This is a genomic window from Nocardioides dubius (assembly GCF_039528155.1).
GTDB lineage: Bacteria > Actinomycetota > Actinomycetes > Propionibacteriales > Nocardioidaceae > Nocardioides > Nocardioides dubius.
On sequence record NZ_BAAALG010000010.1, the window covers coordinates 37,667 to 41,448 of the forward strand.

The 3,782-nt window shown below is 71.0% G+C and carries 4 protein-coding genes; 2 read left to right on the forward strand and 2 right to left on the reverse strand.

Features of this window, described 5'->3' with window-relative positions; translation table 11 throughout:
- Positions 1-25: 25 nt before the first annotated feature.
- Together ABD151_RS12525 and dapD are read right to left on the reverse strand one after the other, a co-directional pair.
- A complete protein-coding gene (locus ABD151_RS12525) occupies positions 26-997 on the reverse strand; it encodes a VldE C-terminal domain-containing protein (protein WP_343994817.1) in 972 nt (323 codons plus the stop codon).
- A 1-nt stretch (position 998) separates the two neighbouring features.
- Positions 999-1,937, reverse strand: a complete 939-nt coding sequence (gene dapD, locus ABD151_RS12530; RefSeq protein WP_343994819.1) for a 2,3,4,5-tetrahydropyridine-2,6-dicarboxylate N-succinyltransferase — start codon at positions 1,935-1,937, stop codon at positions 999-1,001.
- A gap of 82 nt (positions 1,938-2,019) precedes the next feature.
- On the opposite strand from dapD, the gene ABD151_RS12535 reads away from it, so the two are divergent.
- Together ABD151_RS12535 and ABD151_RS12540 are read left to right on the forward strand one after the other, a co-directional pair.
- Positions 2,020-3,177, forward strand: coding sequence for a lipase family protein (locus ABD151_RS12535; protein ID WP_343994821.1), 1,158 nt, complete (start codon positions 2,020-2,022; stop codon positions 3,175-3,177).
- An 88-nt stretch (positions 3,178-3,265) separates the two neighbouring features.
- Positions 3,266-3,782: oxidoreductase (locus tag ABD151_RS12540; RefSeq protein WP_343994823.1), on the forward strand; the 517-nt coding region annotated here is incomplete at its 3' end.

Consider the following 3,782-nt stretch of genomic DNA (forward strand, 5'->3'; position numbering starts at 1 on the left):
TTTTTCGTCAGGGACTAGCGATGAGCTAGGGGAAGACGTCGACGTGGACGTGGTCGCGGTGTTCGAGGATCGCGGCCTGCTCGGCGGTGCGGCCCGAGGTGTCGGGGGAGTAGTCGCGCCAGCCGTCCTTGGAGCGGCGTCCGGAGGTCCAGATCTTGCCGTCGAAGATGACGTGCTGGATGCCGAGCCGATCGGCCTGTGCCACCAGGTAGTAGGCCATCGACCAGCCCTTGACCTGGTTCGCCTCGTTGATCGGGCGCACGAACACGTCGATCGCGCGGCCCTCGTAGTGGGCCGAGCCCTCCATGTGACCGGAGTCGACGCCCTCGGGGGAGAAGCCGCCGAGGGAGAGGTCGCCGTAGGCGGCCTCCAAGTCGTCGCGGACGGCGGCCGCGCGAGCGGTCAGCCCGGCGGCGTCCAGCTCGGCGGACTCCTCGTCGGGGGTGCTGCGCACCTCACAGCTGAAGGCGCCGTCCTGGGAGTGGCCGGTCAACGCCGAGGCGAGTGCCCGGCCATCCTCGGCGTGGTCCTCATAGGCCTCCGGGAAGGCGGAGCGCTGCACCTTCTGGGCGGCCTCGGTGATCCGCATCTTCTCGTAGCCGTCGATCTCGACCAGGGCGTCGTAGAAGGCGTTCGTCGAGTAGTACGGGTCGAGGATCTCCTGCTCGGTTCCCCAGCCCTGGGACGGGCGCTGCTGGAAGAGCCCCAGCGAGTCCCGGTCGCCGTGCTCGATGTTCTCGATCTTCGACTCCTGGTACGCGGTCGCCAGGGCGATGCTGGCGGCGCGTGCCGGGAGCCCGCGGCGCACCGCGATCGCGGAGATCAGCGCCGCGTTCTCTGCCTGCTCCAGGCTGAGCTCGACCTTGTGGCCGTCGACCTCGGCGACGCAGACCTCAGGATCGGGGAACGGCCCGAGCCCTTGGTCCACGGCGACGAAGATCGCGGCCACGAGGCCGATGGCGGCCAGGCCCCCGATGACCGGGCCACGCAGTCTCATGTCAGTCGTTGGCGTGCAGGGCGGCGTTGAGGGCGATGCCCTCGCCGTTCCAGGCCACGGCCTCGACGGTGCCGGTCACGGAGTTGCGGCGGAACAGCACGTTGCTCGCGCCGGACAGCTCCAGCGCCTTGACCACCGAGCCGTCGGCGAGGGTGACCTTGGTGCCGGCGGTGATGTAGGCACCGGCCTCGACGACGCAGTCGTCGCCGAGCGAGATGCCCAGGCCGGAGTTCGCGCCCAGCAGGCAGCGCTCACCGATCGAGATGACCTGCTTGCCGCCACCGGACAGGGTGCCCATGATCGAGGCGCCGCCGCCGATGTCGGAGCCGTCGCCGACCACCACGCCGCCGGAGATCCGGCCCTCGACCATCGAGGCGCCGAGGGTGCCGGCGTTGAAGTTCACGAAGCCCTCGTGCATCACCGTGGTGCCGCTGGCCAGGTGCGCGCCGAGGCGGACCCGGTCGGCGTCGGCGATCCGGACGCCCGAGGGCACCACGTAGTCGACCATCCGCGGGAACTTGTCCACGCCGTAGACGCTGACGTGCTGGCCGGCGGCCTGCAGGCGGGCGCGGGTCAGCTCGAAGCCCTCGATCGCGCACGGGCCGGCGGAGGTCCACACCACGTTGGTGAGCAGCCCGAAGACGCCGTCCAGGTTGACGCCGTGCGGCACCACCAGGCGGGCGGAGAGCAGGTGCAGACGCAGCCAGGCGTCCTCGGTGGAGCTCGGAGCGGAGGCGATGTCCTCGATGATCACCCGGCGCAGCACCCGGCGCACGCCGCGCAGGTCGTCGGTGCCCTCGAGGGCGGTCAGCTCGGCAGGGGCGTCGCCGTCGGGTGCGGTGCCGAGCGCGGGGCTCGGGAACCAGACGTCGAGCACGGTGTCGTCAGCGGTCAGGGTGGCCAGGCCCCAGCCGTGGGCGGCAGTCTTGGTAGCAGTCACGCTGGGCAATGCTACGCAAGCACTCCACACCGGCCGTACCAAGTTCACCCCTCGCCCAGGCTCGATCCGCCATGATGTCCGGGTGAAGCGCAAGCGCCGGATGCAGGTGATGGTGATCAGCGTGGTCACGGTGATGGCCGTGGCCGTCGGCCTGATCGCCTGGCTGGTGCTGCGCGGCGATGATCGGCAGGAGCGCCAGTTCGACGCCCGTCGGGCCGGTGACCTGGTGAGCATGCAGCCGTGGTCGGAGGTGCACGTCGGGGACGCCGAGGTGTGGAAGATCCGCTACCTCACCACCGACCGCTCCGGCACGGTGCGCGCTGCCACCGGCCTGGTCTCGGTGCCGCGCGACGTCGCGGCGGGTGCGCCGGTCGTCGGGTATGCACACGGGACCACCGGCATCGCCCGGCGCTGCGCGCCCTCGGAGCGAGGCACCCCGATGCCCACCGACGGCGGTGCCGTCGAGAGCGCGCTGGCCCAGGGCTGGGTGGTGGTCGCTCCCGACTACTCCGGCCTCGGCTCGGCCGGACCGCACGGCTACCTGGTCGGCAAGGAGGCCGCGCACGACCTGCTCGACGCGGTCCGCGCGGTGCGGCAGATGCCGGACCTCGAGCTCGGCCAGGAGAGCTTCGTCTGGGGACAGTCGCAGGGTGGCCATGCGGCGCTCTGGGCCGGCGTCGAGGCGAAGCGCTATGCCCCCGAGCTGCAGCTCGACGGCGTCGCCGCTGCGGCGCCGCCCACGGACCTGGCCACGATGATGGCGGCGAACGCGACCACGCCGGGAATCACCCGGGTGCACGCCTACCTGCTGGACTCCTGGCGCAAGGTGTACCCGGGCAGCGGGCTGTGGAGCGAGGTCGCCCCCGAGAAGCGCCGGGTGATCGCTCGGATCGGGGCACAGTGCGGATTCGACGCCGTCACAGCGGAGGAGAGCGCGCTGGCCATGCCGATCCTGCCCGACAGCGGGCCGGGCACCCCGATGGGCCGGCTGCTGCGGGCGAACAGCCCGACCGGGCGGATCGCGGCGCCGGTGCTGATCAGCCAGGGCGACATGGACCAGGTCGTGCCGATGGCTCAGCAGAAGGAGTGGGTGGCGGCCCGTTGCGCGCAGGGCACGCGGATCGACTTCCGTCAGCATCCGAACGTCGACCACCCCGGGATCGCGTACGTCTCCGACGTCGAGATCGTGGCGTGGATCAAGGGTCGGCTCGCCGGCAAGCCCGGTTCGAGCACCTGCTGATGCATGGCGGCCGGGGCGCGGTCACCCCCTACTCCCGGTGAGCGGTGAGCGCCCCTGCTGGACCCGGGCGGAGAACTAGCCTGACGAAGTGGCTCGTACGAAGACTCTCCGGCATCTGCTCGCTCCTGGCCGCATCGGCCCGATGACGCTGTCCAACCGGGTGGTCCTCCCGGCCATGGACATGAATGCGTGCGTCGACGGTGAGCTCCACCAGACCGAGATCGATCACTACGCGGCGCGCGCCGCGGGTGGCACCGGGATGATCATCACCGGCGCCTCGGCGATCGCCTTCCCGGTCGGCGCGACCAGCCTGAAGGAGCCGGGTCTCTCCGACGACCGGTTCATCCCCGGCCTCAAGGCGCTCGCGGACGCCGTCCACGCCTCGGGCAGCAAGCTCTGCGTGCAGAGCACCCACCACGGCAAGGTGGCCCGGATCGACACCCTCCAGGGTCGCCCGCTGTTGGTTCCCTCCGAGCCCGACTTCAGCTACGACATGAGCGCCATGGCGGACAACTCCAAGGACGAGCTCATGAAGATGGGCGCGGTCACCGGTGGCAAGAAGGCGAGCTACCACGAGGCCACCGCCGAGGACATCGCGTGGCTGA

Bases quoted from the DNA above. Each gene is read 5' to 3' on its own strand.
- ABD151_RS12525 (WP_343994817.1), bottom strand. From the start codon at position 997: ATGAGACTGCGTGGCCCGGTCATCGGGGGCCTGGCCGCCATCGGCCTC.